The 16,830-nt window shown below is 42.2% G+C and carries 13 protein-coding genes; 8 read left to right on the plus strand and 5 right to left on the minus strand.

What is annotated here, in order from left to right; translation table 11 throughout:
• Positions 1–147 precede the first annotated feature (147 nt).
• From AOG27_RS12605 to AOG27_RS12620, 4 genes are all read left to right on the plus strand, one after another.
• On the plus strand, positions 148–2,586 hold the full coding sequence (locus AOG27_RS12605; RefSeq protein WP_054553377.1) for a M1 family metallopeptidase: 2,439 nt from the start codon (positions 148–150) through the stop codon (positions 2,584–2,586).
• On the plus strand, positions 2,586–3,089 hold the full coding sequence (locus tag AOG27_RS12610) for a DUF6702 family protein (protein ID WP_054553378.1): 504 nt from the start codon (positions 2,586–2,588) through the stop codon (positions 3,087–3,089). Before AOG27_RS12605 ends, AOG27_RS12610 begins: the two co-directional genes overlap by 1 nt.
• A gap of 124 nt (positions 3,090–3,213) precedes the next feature.
• Positions 3,214–3,831, plus strand: a complete 618-nt coding sequence (locus AOG27_RS12615; RefSeq protein ID WP_054553379.1) for an HAD family hydrolase — start codon at positions 3,214–3,216, stop codon at positions 3,829–3,831.
• Between the two features lie 132 nt (positions 3,832–3,963).
• Positions 3,964–4,689: a YebC/PmpR family DNA-binding transcriptional regulator gene (locus AOG27_RS12620; RefSeq protein ID WP_054553380.1), complete on the plus strand. Its 726-nt coding sequence runs from the start codon at positions 3,964–3,966 to the stop codon at positions 4,687–4,689.
• Positions 4,690–5,060: 371 nt separating this feature from the next.
• Here the strand turns inward: AOG27_RS12620 and AOG27_RS12625 are convergent, their stop codons facing one another.
• On the minus strand, positions 5,061–7,235 hold the full coding sequence (locus tag AOG27_RS12625; RefSeq protein ID WP_054553381.1) for a malate synthase G: 2,175 nt from the start codon (positions 7,233–7,235) through the stop codon (positions 5,061–5,063).
• Positions 7,236–7,465: 230 nt separating this feature from the next.
• Here AOG27_RS12625 and AOG27_RS12630 point away from each other — a divergent pair, with 230 nt between their 5' ends.
• A complete protein-coding gene (locus tag AOG27_RS12630) occupies positions 7,466–9,067 on the plus strand; it encodes an isocitrate lyase (protein ID WP_054553382.1) in 1,602 nt (533 codons plus the stop codon).
• Between the two features lie 749 nt (positions 9,068–9,816).
• Here AOG27_RS12630 and AOG27_RS12635 read toward each other — a convergent pair.
• Positions 9,817–11,838, minus strand: a complete 2,022-nt coding sequence (locus tag AOG27_RS12635) for a prolyl oligopeptidase family serine peptidase (protein ID WP_054553383.1) — start codon at positions 11,836–11,838, stop codon at positions 9,817–9,819.
• A gap of 162 nt (positions 11,839–12,000) precedes the next feature.
• Here AOG27_RS12635 and AOG27_RS12640 point away from each other — a divergent pair, with 162 nt between their 5' ends.
• The 3 genes from AOG27_RS12640 to AOG27_RS12650 all read left to right on the plus strand — a co-directional run bounded on the left by AOG27_RS12640 (position 12,001) and on the right by AOG27_RS12650 (position 14,338).
• On the plus strand, positions 12,001–12,378 hold the full coding sequence (locus AOG27_RS12640) for a VOC family protein (protein WP_054553384.1): 378 nt from the start codon (positions 12,001–12,003) through the stop codon (positions 12,376–12,378).
• A 521-nt stretch (positions 12,379–12,899) separates the two neighbouring features.
• On the plus strand, positions 12,900–13,160 hold the full coding sequence (locus AOG27_RS12645; protein WP_054553385.1) for a hypothetical protein: 261 nt from the start codon (positions 12,900–12,902) through the stop codon (positions 13,158–13,160).
• A gap of 197 nt (positions 13,161–13,357) precedes the next feature.
• Positions 13,358–14,338 (plus strand): WD40 repeat domain-containing protein, encoded by a 981-nt coding sequence (locus tag AOG27_RS12650; RefSeq protein ID WP_054553386.1) that lies wholly within the window; start codon positions 13,358–13,360, stop codon positions 14,336–14,338.
• A 49-nt stretch (positions 14,339–14,387) separates the two neighbouring features.
• Here the strand turns inward: AOG27_RS12650 and AOG27_RS12655 are convergent, their stop codons facing one another.
• Genes AOG27_RS12655 through AOG27_RS12665 form a run of 3 tightly spaced genes read right to left on the minus strand, consistent with a single transcriptional unit; the run spans position 14,388 to position 16,827 of the window.
• On the minus strand, positions 14,388–15,245 hold the full coding sequence (locus tag AOG27_RS12655) for an aminotransferase class IV (protein ID WP_054553387.1): 858 nt from the start codon (positions 15,243–15,245) through the stop codon (positions 14,388–14,390).
• A 2-nt stretch (positions 15,246–15,247) separates the two neighbouring features.
• Complete coding sequence (locus tag AOG27_RS12660) at positions 15,248–16,111, minus strand: glutamate cyclase domain-containing protein (RefSeq protein ID WP_054553388.1); 864 nt, start codon at positions 16,109–16,111, stop codon at positions 15,248–15,250.
• On the minus strand, positions 16,096–16,827 hold the full coding sequence (locus tag AOG27_RS12665; RefSeq protein ID WP_054553615.1) for a 5-oxoprolinase subunit PxpA: 732 nt from the start codon (positions 16,825–16,827) through the stop codon (positions 16,096–16,098). The genes AOG27_RS12660 and AOG27_RS12665 overlap by 16 nt, the downstream gene beginning before the upstream one ends.
• Positions 16,828–16,830 lie beyond the last annotated feature (3 nt).

Genomic DNA, 16,830 nt, shown 5'->3' on the forward strand with positions numbered 1-16,830 from the left:
GATATTAATTAAAAAAAGCAACAATTAATCTTGATTAGTAATAACCGATGAATACTACCTGAAAAATACCGCAATTTATCGTGATAATGTTGCAACTTTGTTTTTAGTTTGCGATGTTACGGTTGCAAACTAATTACAGGATAAACAATGAAAAAAGCAGTTCTCAAATTGAGTGCTTTGGTATTGCCTTTAGCAGTATCTTCAGCTGTTATGGCGTCATCTGTTGAGCAAACTAAAGGCTCATTCGTTGACAAGTTCCGTCAGCTAGATGAAGCACTTCCAACTCCAAACGTATACCGTAGTGCGGCCGGTGAGCCTGCTGAAAATTACTGGCAACAGCAAGTAAACTACGACATCGATGTAAAGCTAGATGAAAAGAAACGTCGCTTAACAGCAAGCCAAACTATCGAATACAAAAATAACTCGCCGCACACCTTAAAGTATCTTTGGTTACAGCTAGACCAAAATATCTTTAAATCTGACTCAATTGCTGAAATGACATCTACTTTCAATGGTAAAACATTGCAAGGTGATCCTCAGCCAAAATCAACTAAATTGAGCTTAGGTCAGTTACGTCGTCAGCAATTTATGGCCGACAACGAGCTGGGTTATCAAATCGCCAATGTTAAAGACGAAGACGGAAAAGAGCTTAAAGTTACTGTAGTAGATACCTTAATGCGTATCGACTTAAACGAGCCGCTTAAACCGGGAAAAGACGTTGAGTTCAGCATGGACTTCGCCTTTAACATTGTTGAAGAAGACGCCGTTGGTGCACGTTCAGGTTATGAACACTTTGAAGAAGATGGTAACGATATCTTCTTATTAGCGCAGTGGTTCCCTCGTCTTGCTGCATACACTGATTATGAAGCGTGGACTAACAAAGCTTTCTTAGGCAGCGGTGAGTTCACACTTGAGTTTGGTGATTACGATGTAGAAATTACAGTACCTGCTGACCATATCGTATCGGCAACGGGTCAGCTTGATAACCCAAGCAGCGTTCTGACTAGCACACAGCGTAAGCGTCTTGAACAAGCTGAAGATGCTAAGCGCCCTGTTTTCATCGTGACTGAAGAAGAAGCGTTAGAAAACGAAAAAGAAGGCACAAACAAAACGAAAACATGGCACTTTAAAGCTGAAAATGTACGTGACTTTGCGTGGGCTTCTTCACGTAAGTTTATGTGGGATGCAAAAGGCTACCATCAAGGCGGTAAAGATCAGCCGTTAGTAATGGCTATGTCTTTTTACCCTAAAGAAGGTGGTGACCTTTGGAAGAAGTACTCTACTGAGTCAGTAGTTCATACAATGGAAGTGTATTCACGCTTCTCGTTTGACTATCCTTACCCAGTTGCTCAATCTGTAAATGGCCCTGTAGGCGGTATGGAATACCCTATGATCACCTTCAATGGCCCGCGTACAGATCTACAAGAAGATGGAACTCGTACCTACTCGCAAGCAGAAAAACGCTTCTTGATCGGTGTGGTTATCCATGAAATTGGCCACATTTACTTTCCTATGATCGTCAATTCTGATGAACGTCAATGGACGTGGATGGATGAAGGCCTTAACAGCTTTTTAGATGGTGTTGCTGGTCGCGAATGGGATCACACTATTCCTTGGGGTGTTGAGCCTCGCGACATCGTTGAGTACATGAAGTCTGAAAACCAAGTGCCTGTTATGACACAGTCAGACAGCGTATTACGTTTAGGCCCTAATGCTTATACTAAGCCTGCTGCTGCACTTAACATTTTACGTGAAGTGATCCTTGGCCGTGAGCTATTCGACTTTGCATTCAAAGAATATGCACAGCGTTGGAAATACAAGCGCCCTACTCCTGCTGATTTCTTCCGCACTATGGAAGAAGCGTCAGGTGTTGACCTTGATTGGTTCTGGCGTGGTTGGTTCTACACCACAGATCACGTTGATATCTCGCTAGACAAGGTTTACCAACTTCGTTTAGATACCAAAAATCCTGATATCGACTTTAATCGTTTACGTGATATCGAAGCTGACAAGCCAATGCCGTTATTCGTAAAACGTAATAAAGAAGAAGGTAAAAAACTGTGGGTTGAAGAAAACCCAGATGTAACTGACTTCTACGACGAAAACGACCGTTTCACAGTAACTAACAAAGAGCGTAACGCGTATAACAAATTCCTTAAAGGATTAGAGCCTTGGGAGCGTAAAACGTTTGAGCGTGCAATCAAAGAAGATAAAAACTACTACGTACTTGAGTTCTCAAACTTAGGTGGTTTAGTCATGCCTATCTTATTAGAGCTTACTTATGAAGATGGTACGAAAGAAGAGCAGTACATTCCGGCTGAAATCTGGCGTCGTAACCACAAGCATGTACAAAAGCTAATTGTTACAGAAAAAGGTAAAAACCTAGTGTCTGTTACAGTGGACCCTCGCTGGGAAACAGCGGATGTTGATGTAGAAAACAATAACTACCCGCGTCGTATTATTCCATCACGTATTGAAGTGTACAAACGTGAGAAGAGTAAAGCGAAAGTCAGCCGCGATATCATGCAAGATATTAAAACTGAGCTGAAAAAAGACGACGAAAATGATGCCCAGGAGCAACAATAATGCGCTTTATAGCCATTATTTTTGCTTTATTACTGAGTGCGCCAACCATGGCGCACCAGTTAAAAGCGTCTGTGACTACCGTGTTATTTAACAAACGCACCAACAATATTGAGCTGATGCATCGTTTTTATTTACATGATACAGAGCACGCCGTTGAATATTTGTTTGACGGCAATGCTGATATTTTATCAAATAAAGAAGATCAGAAGCGTTTTGCAGATTATGTTGAGTCACATATTGCTCTACAAACTTTAGATGGCAAGCCGCTTGAGCTTAAAGATGTGGGTGCGCAAGTTGATGGTAAATTCTTTTGGGTTTATCAAGAAGTCATGATCCCTGAGGGAATTCATGGTATTCGAATGAGCAACGGAGCACTTCGCGACCTATGGCCAACACAAGTGAATATGGTAAATATTGAGGGTAAAGGTAAGGTAAAAACGCTGACCTTTAGCCAAGATGATACTTGGCTTGAAGCTAGATTTGAACCGGTCAATCCAGAGTAATAGCAGTCCTAAAGGATTAAAAAAGTTACTTTTTTAATCCTTTGATCCTTTAATAAACCCATTTCGTAAACTATCTTATTAATGGGCATCAACATTTTCCCACTTCTCATATACAGGGATTTATATGACTATCCATGACAACAATATCCGTGGCGTAATTTTTGACTTAGATGGTACTTTGGTTTCATCGGAGTTGGATTTTTCACTGATCAAAGCACAGGTAGGCTGTCCGCTTGATAATGACTTACTTGCTTACATTGCTTCGTTACCTTCGCCTTACATGCGTGAAGAAGCGATGAATATTGTTCATCAGCATGAACTTATTGATGCGCAGCATGCGCATTTATTGCCAGGCGTTGCTGAGGCAATTACGAGGCTGAAAGAAAATAACATCCCGATGGCGATTGTGACTCGCAACTACGACCGTGCAGCTGCCATTAAATTAAAGAATAATCCCTTACCAATAGAAACCGTGCTGACTCGCTCTGATGCGCCTGCTAAGCCTGATCCAAGTGCTTTAAATGCGATTGCGACATTATGGGAGCTTGATCAGTCTGAGTTACTTTATGTCGGCGATTATTTATTTGATATACAAGCAGCTCACAATGCCAACATGCGTGCTTGCTTGTACGCGCCAGATGAAATTCCTGAATATGCGAATCAGGCCGATTATGTAATGCATCATTTTTCAGAATTGCCTACTTTGGTTGACTCTTTTCAAGAAAATAAAGTGTTATGTTAAATAGCTTTGTTTTTTATTTTTCCTGAGATTTATTGTTAGTTTTTTATTTTTCAAAATGCCCTAGTACTAGCCCAAGCGGTCATGAGTTGCTAAAATATCGGCAATTATCAAATGTATTCATAGAGGCATAAGATGGGCAGAGCATTTGAAGTCCGCAAAAACGCCATGGCTAAAACAGCCAATGCAAAAACTAAAGTAAATTCTAAGTACGGTAAAGAAATCTACGTTGTTGCTAAAAATGGCGAACCAGATCCAGAAGTAAACCAAGCGCTAAAACGTATTATTGAGCGTGCAAAAAAAGACCAAGTTCCAGCACACGTAATCGATAATGCAATCAAAAAAGCAGCCGGTGGAGCAGGGGAAGACTACTCTCCAGCACGTTACGAAGGCTATGGCCCGGGTAACTGTATGGTTATTGTGGACTGTTTAACTGATAACCCTAACCGTACTATTAAAGATGTACGTTTACCGTTCACTAAAACAGATTCAAAAATTGGTACACCGGGCTGTGTAGCGCATATGTTCGACCACTTAGCTGTTTTAGGCTTTGAAGGCGATGACGACGAAGTTGTACTTGAAGCACTAATGATGGCTGATGTAGACGTAACAGATGTAGAAGTAGAAGACGGCAAAGTATCTGTATTCGCTCCACATACTGAGTACTACAAAGCAAAAACAGCTCTTGAAGAAGCATTTGAAGGTATCAACTTTGAAGTAGACGAAATCACGTTTGTTCCACAAGTTCATACTGACATCACTGATCCAGATGATATCGCAAACTTTGAAAAGTTTATTTCTATGCTTGATGACTGTGATGACGTGCAAAACGTTTATCACAATGCGATTGTTAAAAACTAATTTTTAAAAAATTAGTACGTATTAGTACGTATTAGTACGTAAAAAGGGGCATTTGGTAACAAATGCCCCTTTTTTAATAGATTTTCATTATGCCATGAATGGTGGCTATTCACTGTCGTTATGAGTTTATACCAATACGCTTAATTTAGTGGTCTATTTTGAGGCAATAAAACCTCGTTGATAACAAGGCAAAAATTTCGTTATTTAGTTGTTCTAAATCAGAAATTTTTAACGCAGGTAGCGACAGGTTTAATCCCTCAAAATAATTAAGTATTATTGCGGATTGGTATCAGTTGATATTAGTCAAAAAAAAAGCAGCCCTTGGGCTGCTATGAACGACACATGAAACTCGAAGGGGAGTTGTGTAGTGGCTAAATTAACGATTTATACTTTATACGGAACGCATGCAATAATGGTTCAGTATAGCCACTAGGTTGTTTAACTCCCTCTAATACAAGGGCTAAAGCTGCTTGATAAGCAACACTTTGTGCTAAAGTTTCGGCTGAATCAGCCATATTATTGTAGGCCGGATCACCTTCATTTTGACCATCAACAACTTTCGCCATACGTGCCATGGTTTTTCTAATTTGCTCTTCAGAACAAACGCCATGATACAGCCAGTTGGCCATGTGCTGGCTTGAAATACGCAGTGTGGCACGGTCTTCCATTAAACCGACATGGTTGATGTCTGGTACTTTTGAGCAACCAATACCTTGGTCAATCCAACGCACAACATAACCTAAAATACCCTGAGCGTTGTTATCAAGTTCGGCTTGAATATCTTCTTTGCTTAAGCTGCTGGCATCTTTCATAAGCGGCGGAGTGAGTAAGCTGGTAAGGCTTGCTTCTTTGCGGTCCATAAGCGCTTTTTGGCAGGCAAATACATCAATATCATGATAATGCATGGCATGCAGTGTTGCAGCAGTAGGAGAGGGCACCCACGCGGTATTTGCACCACTTTTCGGGTGACCACTTTTTTGTTCCATCATTAACGCCATTTTATCTGGCATTGGCCACATACCCTTACCAATCTGTGCTTTACCACTAAGGCCAGTTGCAAGACCAATATCTACGTTGCGATCTTCGTATGCGCTGATCCAAGGTTCAAGCTTAATAGCGCCTTTTGGCAGTACTACACCTGCTTGCATTGAAGTATGAATTTCGTCACCAGTGCGGTCTAAGAAGCCGGTATTGATGAATACAACACGCTTTTTAGCTTCGAAAATACAGGCTTTTAAGTTAGCTGAAGTACGACGCTCTTCATCCATAATACCCATTTTAATGGTGTTTGTAGGCAAGCCTAACAGCTGCTCAACGCGGGTAAACAGGGTATTAGTGAAGGCAACTTCTTCTGGACCATGCATTTTTGGCTTAACAATATTAATACTATTAGCCGTTGAATTTTTAAGGCTACCTGTACCTTTTAAGTCATGAAGTGCAGCGGTGCTAGTGATAATGGCATCCATAATGCCTTCAAACACGTCATTGCCTTCACTATCTTGGATAGCTGGATTAGTCATTAAGTGGCCAACATTACGCACAAACATCATGCTGCGGCCTTTTAGCGTGATTGTTTCGCCATTGACACCTTGATATTGGCGATCTTCTGCTAAACGGCGTTCAATGGTTTTACCTTCTTTGTTAAATGCTTCTACTAGGTTTCCTTGCATTAAACCAAGCCAGTTTTGATAGACGTTTACTTTGTCTTCGGCATCAACGGCAGCAACGGAATCTTCACAGTCCATAATCGTTGTAAGGGCTGCTTCTAGTAGTACATCTTTAAGGCCTGCTTTATCTGCTTGGCCTATTGGGTGATGATGGTCTATTTGTAGCTCAATATGTAAGCCATTATTTTTCAATAAGATAGCGCTTGGATTTTGCGCTTCACCTTGGTAACCAATAAGTTGTTCAGGGTTTGCTAGGCGAACCTGACTACTATCACGTAATGTGATTAAAAGCTCATTATTAACCACTGCATAGCTGGTGCTTTCGATGTGTGAGCCGTTTGCTAAAGGCAGTGCTTTATCAAGGAACTGGCGGGCATAAGCCATGACTTTAAAGCCACGCACAGGGTTGTATGTAGAGCCTTTCTCAGCGCCGTCGTCTTCACTTAATACATCTGTGCCGTATAGCGCATCATACAGTGAGCCCCAGCGCGCATTTGCGGCGTTTAAGGCAAAGCGTGCATTACTCACTGGCACAACAAGCTGTGGCCCAGCTGTGTTTGCGATTTCAGGCTCTACTTGCTCTGTTTCTATGCTGAAACTAGCTGGCTCAGGAACAAGGTAGCCAATGTCTTCAAGGAATGCTTGATAGTTCGCAGCATCCCATACCGGCTGCTGCTTATGGTAGTCATCAATCTTAGCTTGTAGTTGTTCGCGTTTTTCTAAAAGCGCACGATTGATTGGCGTTAGTTCATTGACGATATCAGCAAAACCTTGCCAAAAAGTGTCTGTGCTAATGCCTGTTCCTGGTAAAAGTTGCTGTTCAACAAACTGTGCAAGTTGTTGATCAACGCTTAAACCGTTAAGTGAGAGAGTGGTCATAATAATGTCCTTTAAACGAGCTTAAATTGATCATTCATGGTTCAACCATATCGTAAAAAAGGCTAATAAGCAGGCTATTTGCCATTCACTAAAAATATAGTGGTAATAACAACTATAAATTTACTAAATCAAAGAAATCCGCCTAATGTTGAATTAAGCGCTACGAAGCAAACGCCAAGTAGCCACTCTCACTAACAAAAAATAGATAACCCGTTCGAAGGACTTTTATTATGACAACATATCAACGCGAAACCGATAACCTAGCTACTTTATGTCAAACACAAGGCAAAACGTGGCAGTCAATCAACCCTGAATACGCAAGCCGTATGCGCTTACAAAACCGTTTTCGTACGGGTCTAGACATTGCTCAATACACTGCAGACATTATGCGTGCAGACATGGCAGCCTACGATGCTGACCACAGCCAATACACACAATCATTAGGTTGTTGGCATGGTTTCACGGCACAGCAAATGATGATGGCAATTAAACGTCATAACAAAACAACTAAACGCAGCTATGTATACCTAAGCGGCTGGATGGTTGCGGCACTTCGCTCTGAGTTTGGTCCATTACCTGACCAAAGTATGCATGAAAAAACGTCTGTTCCAGCGCTAATCGAAGAAATCTACACTTTCTTAAAGCAAGCTGATGCACGTGAACTTGACCACCTTTACAAAGACCTAGACGAAGCGAAAGCAAACGGCGGTGACGTTCAAGCTGTGCTAGATAAAATTGATAATTTCGAAAGCCATGTTGTGCCAATTATTGCTGATATCGATGCGGGTTTCGGTAACGAAGAAGCAACTTACCTACTTGCTAAAAAGATGATTGAAGCGGGTGCATGTGCTATCCAAATCGAGAACCAAGTATCTGACGCAAAACAATGTGGTCACCAAGCTGGTAAAGTAACTGTACCGCATGAAGATTTCTTAGCAAAAATTAACGCAGTTCGTTACGCATTCTTAGAGCTTGGCATTGATAACGGTATTATTGTTGCTCGCACAGACTCATTAGGTGCAAGTCTTACTCAAAAAGTGCCTGTATCTAAAACACCTGGCGACCTTGCTAGCCAATACACGTCGTTCCTTGAAACAACACCTGTAAACAGTGTGGATGACTTAAATGAAGGCGACACAGCAATGAAGCTGAATGGTCAGCTTTGCAAACCAACACGTTTAGATAATGGTTTATACCAGTTCCGTGAAGGTACAGAGAAAGACCGCGTAGTTCTTGATTGTGTAACTAGCTTACAATCAGGCGCAGACTTACTGTGGATTGAAACAGAAAAGCCAAACGTTAAACAAATCGCTGAGCTTGTTAACCGCGTTAAAGAGCAAGTACCCAATGCTAAGCTGGTATACAACAACTCACCATCGTTCAACTGGACACTTAAATTCCGTGAGCAAGTTTATGCTGAATGGCAAGAACAAGGTAAAGACCTATCTGCTTACCCAAGCATTGATGACAATAAGGCATTAATGGCGCCAGAAATGGATGACACAGAGCTTGCTGCGGCAGCAGACGTACTTGTACAAAACTTCCAAAAAGATGGTGCACGTGAAGCGGGTATCTTCCATCACCTAATCACGCTACCAACTTACCATACTGCGGCGCTAAGCACTGATATTCTATCAGAAGGCTATTTCGGCGACCTAGGCATGCTAGCGTATGTTCGCGACGTACAACGTCAAGAAATCCGCCGTGAGCAAGCATCAGTGAAACACCAAGACCTAGCAGGTTCAAACATTGGTGATACTCATAAAGAGTACTTCTCTGGTGAAAATGCGCTTAAAGCCGGTGGTGAAGCAAATACCATGAACCAGTTCTAACCAAGTTGTAATGTAGTTTCTTTTATAGCTATTCAATAATGTTGTTAGGGGCCTTCGGGCCCTTTTTCGCTTTTTAGCTATCAGCTTTCAGCCGTCAGCCATCAGACTCGCATCTCTCACCTCGCATCTCGCACCTCGTATCTCGGATCACTCTTTAACCAAGTCTTGGATCAGCCATTTACTAGCTTTATAAAAATACAGATCACGCATTTACCAGCCTAAGAATTTTAGATCAGGATTTAACTACCTCCGCCGTATAAGCCTTAATTTAGGGCCTATTGCCTAATTACAGCCTCTAGAATGGTTAAAATTGGCTCATATAAACGGCAATTTAATGTTGTTTTGTAGAATCTAGCGATTTACAAACCGATTTTTTATTAACTCACTCAAGCCATAAACCGATTTTTTACCAACTCAACACCCTTACAAACCAAAATTTTACTAACTGAAGCTAGGTTTCTAGCGGCACAAACCGATTTTTTACTAACTCAAGTTACTGATTTTGGCTATAAACCGATTTTTTACTAACTGCTTTTGGATTAATGTCCGATATTTGAGAAATGTATGTAAGGAGTTACTCATATTTTGACTGTAAAGGGGGTTTACAGAAAAGAGAGCTGTCAGCTTTCAGCCGTCAGCTATCAGATTGAAATTCAAAAGTTAGAAAATAGCAGCGGGTTTATCCCGCGTTATGGTTTATATATGGCGCGGCATAAAGCCGCACCTAAACTATTGCTCGCAACCCGCAACTACTTACTATGTTTATCAAACCACCATTGAATATAGGCGACTTTGGTCATCAGGTTTGATGGGCGCGCGGTAATACCATGTGAGGCATTAGGAATACGCACCATCGCTGTATCAACGCCTTGAAGCTTTAACGCTTGGTAAAATTGCTCGGTTTCAGAAATCGGCGTGCGATAGTCTGATTCACCAGTTAACAGCATAGTGGGTGTTTTTACATTGCCCACATAGCTAATTGGAGAGCGCTTCATATAATGCTCAATGTTGTCCCATGGTTTACCTGGGAACCAATAGTCAGCAAAGAAAGGGTAGAAGTCAGCAGTTAGTACAAAGCTGATCCAATTGATTACAGGTTTAGCAACAACAGCGGCTGCAAAGCGGTCTGTATGACCTACAATCCATGCAGTTAAAACACCGCCACCTGAACCGCCGGTGACAAACAACTTACTCTCATCAATAAAGCCCTTATTGATGACAGCATCAACACCTGTCATCAAGTCATCAAAGTCATTACTTGGGTAGTTATGATGAATTGTTTGCGCAAACTCTTTACCGTATGAGTCACTGCCGCGTGGGTTCATATACAGTACAACATTACCTTTGGCTGCGTATAATTGTACTTCAGGGCTAAAGTGAGGGCCGTAGTTTGCAACAGGACCGCCGTGGATCTCTAAAACAAGTGGATACTTTTTCTTTTTATCAAAGCCTGGCGGGTAAGCAATCCAACCTTGAATAGCCAAACCGTCGTGGCTTGATTTAACCCAAATTTCTTCAACCTTAGCCAGCTCTTTGTCGCCCAGCGCATCTTCGTTTAATTGTGTTAAACGCGCCGTTTTACCACGCTTAATTAATGCTACATCTGCTGGACGTTGGGTATCTGCAAGTGTGAATGCAACTTCACCATCTTCGCTCACATCAAAGTCACCACCTGAATATGGGCGACCAAAGGCGACACTACCAATCTCTGAGGTAATCACCTTATGTTTACCACTACGCGGCTGGTAAGCTAGATGAGTTTTACCTTCACTATCGTAGCTAAAATAAAGACCTCTGCCGCTATCATCCCATTTAATGCTTTCGACACTACGGTCTAAATCAGCAGTGAGTACTGAGGTTTTACCTGATTTTAAATCAAGTAAATAAATGTCGTTATTTTCATAGTTAGTTTTTTTGTCGTCGTAGCCTGTGTATGCAAGGTAACGACCATTTGGCGAGACTTTAGGGCGTGAATCTGGGCCTTTACGGTCTGTTATTTGGGTAATTGAACGATCCGCTAAGCTAAGTTTATAGATTTCAGATTCAGTTGGGTGTAATTCATTGTCTTCATAGCGATTAGCCGAAAAATAAAACGCATCGCCTTGTTCGTTAAAGCTAATAGCACCACCATGATCAAAATCACCAGAACTCAATTGACGTGCATTGCCGCCCGTTGCACTGATGATAAAAAAGTGACGATAACCTTTTTCAGAGTAGCCACCGCCATCGGCACGGTAATAGGTATCGTCAATATATTTAGCTGGCTCTGCCCACTTAGCGCCTTCAGGCTTGCCCGGTAAAGACACTGGGCTTGCTGATTTTGCTGGCACAAACTGACTAAACACCAATTGTTTGCCATCTGGCGTCCAAGTTAATCCGCCAGGGCTTTGCGTTAGGTTACTAATTTTTGCTACGTTACCGGTTTTTAACCATTTTACATAGATTTGGCTGCTACCATCTCGGGTAGAAATAAACGCTAAACGAGTTTCATCTGGTGACAATACCGGAGAGTAATCCATATGCACGCCAGATGTTAGCGGTAGCATGGTTTTACCATCTGGGTTTACTGACCAAATATTACTGACTTTACGGTCGCTTTTGATATCCATGCGATTACGCACAAAGTAAATTGTATCACCATTTTTTGTCATTTCTATTTGGTTGGCGTATTCAAGATCAAAAACATTTTCAAGTTGAAAGGTATTGCTAGCTCCTGCATGGCTGTAAAAGCTGGCTGCTGCAAGCAGTGCTAAAGACGTTTTAAACTTCATTTTATTTCCTTGTTAGTGAGCAGAAATTAGGGCGTGTTAACCTGTTATAAAGTAACAACCATCAGAAATATAGTCCATTGCGATGAATGGAGAAATCAATAGACAGATGGTCATTTCCCTTTTATGTTGAGTACAGAAACTTTTAAACGTAAGGAGCACACAATGATAGGTTACACCATGTTAGGCACTAACAACCTAGCTAAAGCAGTAAAGTATTACGATGAATTGTTCGCCACTTTAAACGCCGAGCGCTTTTTAGAAACTGACCGCTTTGTCGCATGGAGCACTGGTCAAGATAAGCCCGGTTTTGCTATTACCAAACCTTATAACGATGAAAAAGCCACAGTAGGTAACGGCACTATGATTGCTCTGGCAGTCGAAACCCCCGCCCAAGTAGATGCCTTTTATAAAAAAGCCATAGAACTAGGTGGCACAGACGAAGGCGCCCCCGGTCCACGTGAAATGCCCGGCTTTTATGCGGGATACTTTAGAGACTTAGACGGTAATAAACTTAATGTGTTCTGTTTTACGCATGGGTGAGGGGAGTGAGCGAGGGAAAGTGAGCTGTAAGCCTATCAAATTGAAAGTTAACAGGCGCTAGGCTCTAGGAAACAGGGCCTAGCTTATGTATCTTTATGCCGCGTAACTCTTAACTCTTCTTTGCGCTATGCTCACATGGCACGCCAGTAACATCGCATACCTACCGGCTCTTCGCGCGAAATAAATTTCACGCCTACAAGAAAATTGTAGGGTAATCTTAAGCTGTGATTAGGAAGTTGTTGTTCGGCGCTAAAGCACCTCCTACCTCACATCTCGGTCCTCGCATTTCGCACCTCGAATCTCATACTTCGCATCTCGAATCTCGTACTTCGCACCTTAAAAACACGCATCACAATACGGTTGTATTTTTTTTCGGGAAAGTTGTCTTTTTCACTATTTATTGGTGGAAAAATTAACTATGCTTTTGCGTGAATAATCCATTTTATTGATTTATATGAGGTTATATTGTTGGTTCGATAATTGCTCCAGACTTTTTACCAACACTTTTAAAGGAAATAAAAATGAAAAATACACTAACGCTTACCCTTCTCGCTGTACTGCTTTTGGTTCTGTATTCACAGTTCACAGAATTAGCCTATAAATTTGGTTTTGCTGAGCTCAAACTAAATGCGGTTTTGGAAAACAGTGAACATATGAAAGTAAAGTGTGATGCATACTCACTAGGCTTTTTTGATGAAATAAAACTTCAAAATAAATTTCAAAAATGCATCAATGATTATGAAGCTGAAGGCTACGAAATCGTGAGCAGAACAGACCAATAATCGTTTTGAGTAAGCGCCATGCTCGCATGGCGCGCCGCTGCATCGCACAGCTGCCAGCGCTTCGCGCGAAATAAATTTCACGCCTACAAAAACTGATGGCTGACGGCTGAAAGCTGACAGCTAGTTCCCCTACCAACTTCCGCTTATTTTCATTACACTGCGCCAATACAAAAATAATTATAAAATTGAGAATAATCATGACGTCGAAACTTTTTAAACCTCTTGCTTGTGTATTTGCACTGAGCCTTGTGGGCTGTGGTGGAGGTGAGGTGTTTACTGCCCCTGCTAGTAGTGAGTTTGCCCATGGCAATGAGTTACTAAGTGCCACGGCACTAACCGAGGATGCTAGTCACGCGTTAGTGGCAACCCAATCTGAGGTGTGCGTTTGGGATAATCAGTTAAAAGCGCGTCTATACGATTGTATAACAGGGCAGGGCGCTGAACATGTTGAGCTTGTGGGTTTTAGCGCTAATAAATCTCGTTTTTTCATTTCAAATCGATTATCGGTGACTTTATACGATACTCGCACTGGGCGTAGTATTGGTACTTGGCTCACCGGGCAAGAAATCGCTAGAGACATCGCTATTTCAGCCGTAGGCGATACGTTGGTTATCGCTTATCGTAGCGGCAAGGCTGAGGTAATAAATACCCGCACAGGTGATACTAAGCGTTTTAATATTCATCGTTTAGATATTAATAGCGTGGCGTTATCGGCTGATGGGCAGTGGGCGTTTACCGGCTCGAGCGACAAGTACGTAAAGCTTTGGTCAACGAGCGATGGCAGCACTCGCTTTGAAGAGCGTTTAGCGACCAGAGTTAATCACGTTACTTTAAATAAAACAGCAAGCTTGGGCTTTGCAATTGACTCGGTTGATGATCGTGTATTTTTTGATTTAGCCAATAAAAAAGAGCTATCAGAAGTGGCTTCATATTCTAACTTTATTGAGTTCACTGCATCGCAATTTATTAATCAAGATAAATGGCTATTAACGGGCTCGCCAAAAATGAAGATGCGTTTATATCGCGTTGCAGATGGTGAACTAATCGCTGAATACGAAGCTAAACAACAGCGCCAGCGAACGTCGGTTCTGAGTGTGGCTTACGATGGTAAGCAACTATATTCAGAAACCAGTGACGGCCTCTTGCAAGCTTGGCCTTATAAAGCAAATAAAAGCTAAAACAAAAACGCCTACTTGCAGTAGGCGTTTGTTTTTGAGAGCGATTAAATTAGTAATCAAACTTATGCTTGGTAAACAAGCTTTGCACTTGTTGCCAAACTGCACCAGGCTTACCATCGCCAACTAACTTGCCATTTACTTTTACAACTGGGCCAACTTCTTTAGTGGCGCTGGTGATCCATACTTCGTCGGCATCAAGTAACTCGTCTTTACTAATAATGCGCTCTTGCACTTTAAAGTTACTGTAACTGTGAAGAATATTGAGGATTAACCAGCGGGTGATCCCCGGTAAAATTTGGTTATCAAGTGGTGGCGTACTGATCACACCATCTTTAACAATAAACACGTTACTTGAACTAGCTTCGGTTATTTCTTCTAAGCGGTTAAAAAGAATGGTTTCTTTGTTGCCCGCTGCTGCACCGTGCTGGTAATGTATCACGTTGCCAAGCAGTGCCGTTGATTTAATATGGCAACGTTGCCAGCGACGGTCTTGCTCAAGTGATACGGTGTAAGTTGTTGCATTGTCGATATCGCCTTTTGGCTCTGCCGGAATTTCAAAAGCAAACGCGAATACGGTCGGGGTAATATTAGTTGGGTAACCGTGGGCACGTTTAGTATCAGCGCCACGGCTCACGTGTAAATAAATCCCTAGATTATCACCTTGGTTTTTCTCGCATAAATCATTACAGATTTTACGCCACGTATCGGCACTGTAATCGAGCTTAATTTCAAGTTCGTTTAAACCGTTATTCATACGCTCAATGTGTGCGCCAAAGCCAAGCATTTTGCCTTGGTATGATGGGATCACTTCATAGATGCCATCGCCAAATAAGAAGCCGCGATCCATGGGTGAAATCTTTGCTTCATCAGCGCCAAGGTATTCACCGTTTAGGTATACCGTGCCCATTGTTAAACCTCATTCTCTGTCGTAAAGCCGCCAATTTGGCGAAGCCGAGTTATTAATTGTTGACCATGCATTGCATGCAGGCCGTCTTCGGTGAGCTCATTTTTATGGGTGACGCCATCGACACTACCGCGCTCACTTAGGTAATGTAAAATGTTGAGTGGCTCAATATCAGCCAACAAATCAGTGTTATGCCAGCGACTTAAAAAGGCAATGAGCCCGTATGCTGCCCAGTTAGATACATCGGCGAGTAACAGCTCATCACAGGTTGTTAAACAAGGAGTGATGTTTAGCGCTTGCATATGCTGTGCAAGGTTACCCATGCCTATTTCGTTACCGCCATCACCAATCGCTATGGTGGGGCAAGGTGCTTCTGTCACAAAAAAATCAAAGCAGCCGCAATGCTCCGAAATATCAATACCGCGCATATTATAATAACGCTGATGCTCGTTAAGCCCCGGGCGTTCTATTGATAAAACACACTCAGGTTTTAGCTGCGCAAGGGCTTTAATGCTAAAAGTGTGTGCATTATCAATGCTATTTATAGGTAGCTCAAAACAGTTAAAGTCATTTTTCAGGGCACTGTAAAGGGGGTTGCCAGTAACCAAAATAGGCTGTTTACCAAGCTTTTCGAGTACCTTGTAAAGTGCAATTGCACCAACCGGACCATCAGTCTCGAAGGTATTGTTGACCGCAAAGCCCGTACCTATCAACACAGTACCTTGTGCTTTATAAAGGTATTTTGCTGCGCGTAAATACGTACCCGTTAGTTGTTTTGCGTATAAATGCTGCATACCACGTGGGTTTTGTTCAACCATCATGGTTTCAATGTGTTGGCTGAGCGCAGCGTCGCTTAGGCTTGCTGACATAGTGCTTTGATCTCTTGAATGAGTGCAATACCCGCTTCATTATCGCCATGTACACACAGGCTATCGGCATTAAGTGCCAGCTGCTGACCACTTCGCGTTGTAACTGTGCCATGTGCAACTAACTGTTTTACCTGTGCCATTAGCGCCGCTTTGTCGTGTACGCTGCCCGCTAAAGAACGTGCAACAAGTTTACCTTCGTCTGTGTATTGACGGTCGGCAAACGCTTCTAAAATGAGTTCTAGTTGCAGATCGTTGGCTTGTACTTTGTGTTTGGCAGCTTGGTTGGTAGCTAAAATCATTAATTTTAATGGTTTTGCATAACTTGCCACTGCGCGCATGACAATATTCAGCGTTTGCTCGTCACTCATCATGTCGTTATACAGTGCGCCATGTGGCTTAACGTATTCGAGCGTTAAACCATGTATTGCAGCCATACCGTCAATTGCAGCAATTTGATAATGCAGGCAATTAGTCAGCTCTTTTTCGCTCATAACCATTGAGCGGCGACCAAAACCTTGCTTATCTGGGTAACTTGGGTGCGCGCCAACCATTATTTTGTGCTGCTTGGCTAGGGCTAGGGTGTTTGCCATCACATCGGCATCGCCAGCATGAAAGCCACAAGCAATATTTGCCATATCAATATGTGGCATAACTTGCTCATCTAAGCCCATTTTCCACATGCCATAGCTTTCACCAAGGTCGCAGTTTAATTTCATCGT

Source organism: Pseudoalteromonas lipolytica, from assembly GCF_001306915.1.
Lineage (GTDB): Bacteria > Pseudomonadota > Gammaproteobacteria > Enterobacterales > Alteromonadaceae > Pseudoalteromonas > Pseudoalteromonas simplex.